At 62.9% G+C, this 1,430-nt stretch carries 2 protein-coding genes; one reads left to right on the top strand and one right to left on the bottom strand.

Features of this window, described 5'->3' with window-relative positions:
* Window positions 1–26: 26 nt before the first annotated feature.
* On the bottom strand, window positions 27–398 hold the full coding sequence (locus EOD07_RS34325; protein ID WP_073989059.1) for a YciI family protein: 372 nt from the start codon (window positions 396–398) through the stop codon (window positions 27–29).
* Window positions 399–706: 308 nt separating this feature from the next.
* Between EOD07_RS34325 and EOD07_RS34320 the strand changes: the two genes are divergently transcribed.
* Window positions 707–1,430, top strand: a 724-nt coding sequence (locus EOD07_RS34320) for a TAXI family TRAP transporter solute-binding subunit (RefSeq protein WP_127238345.1), incomplete at its 3' end; no start/stop codon positions are given.

Here is a 1,430-nt window from a genome sequence, read left to right as displayed (position 1 = left end):
ATCTCCGAGCGATCATCCATCGCGGGTCACTCCGCGGCGGCGACGTACTCTGCCATTTCCCAGATCGGCCGCACCTCGACCGTGCCGGTGGAGGACGCGGGACAGCGCGCGCCCCATTCGATGGCCGTGTCGATGTCGGCCGCCTCGATCATGTAGAAACCTGCCAATTGCTCCTTGGTGTCGGCATAGGGGCCGTCGAGCACATTGGTCTTGCCGCTGGCGAGCCGCACCGAGGTGGCCGCCTGGGTCGGGCGCAGCCGCTCGCCGGCGATATAAGCGCCGGATTTCTTGAGCGCCTCGGTATAGGCGCCATAGGCCGCGAGGGTCTGTTGGGTCCGCTCTTTCGGAGCGCTCGCCATCGCGGCTTCGTCATTATAGATCAAAAGCATGTATCGCATGGTCTTCTCCCGTTTTCTGGAAGGCCGCATCGTCGCGTGCCGACCTATGTCGCGCGGCGTCGGCCGATTTCGACAGGCGTCAGAAAAATCTTTCGTCCCCAAAGCAGTCGAGCGCAAGCCAGCGCCCTCGTCGCCACTCAACCGTTCGTCCAGATCATGATCCCAAAAGTGGACCTCGGTTTTTGGAAAGGATCATGATCGAACAAAGCTTTGCAATTGCGGGTTGGCATTTGGCTCCTCCTGTCTAAACTCCGGCTTCGCGCTTGGGAGGCGGTGCGACGCGACTGTTTTCAGGAGGAGGAAACCCTATGCTCGATTTCAGGACGAAATTTGTTGCCGCCGGCGCTTTGGCGCTGTCGCTCGGCCTCGGCATCGTGACGGCCGGGGCGCAGGAATTCATCAATGTGCTCACCGGCGGCACGTCGGGCGTCTACTATCCGCTCGGCGTCGCGCTGTCGGAAATCTACGGCAAGGGCATCGCCGGCTCGCGCACGCAGGTTCAGGCGACCAAGGCCTCGGTCGAGAACCTGAACCTGTTGCAGCAGGGCAAGGGCGAGATTGCCTTCGCGCTCGGCGATTCCGTCAAGATGGCCGCCGAGGGTAACACCGAAGCCGGCTTCCCGGGCAAGCTCGACAAATTGCGCGGCATTGCCGCGATCTATCCCAATTACATCCAGATCGTCGCCAGTCAGGACTCCGGCATCAAGACGCTCGCCGACCTCAAGGGCAAGAGCCTGTCCGTCGGTGCGCCCGCCTCCGGCACCGAGCTCAACGCGCGCGCCATCTTCGCCGCCGCCGGTCTCAAATATGAGGATCTCGGACGCGTCGAATACCTGCCCTTCGCCGAGTCGGTCGAGCTGATCAAGAACCGCCAGCTCGATGCCACCTTACAGTCGGCCGGCCTCGGCGTCGCCTCCATCCGCGATCTGGCGACTTCCGTGCCGATCAACGTCGTCGCCGTGCCGGCCGAGGACGTCGCCAAGATCGGGGCGCCCTATCTCTCCGTGGTCATCCCGAAAGGCACCTATGAGG

Source organism: Mesorhizobium sp. M2C.T.Ca.TU.002.02.1.1, assembly GCF_003997225.1.
The sequence above is the reverse complement of the archived record's forward strand: the minus strand, read 5'-3'. Positions and strand labels throughout refer to the sequence as shown.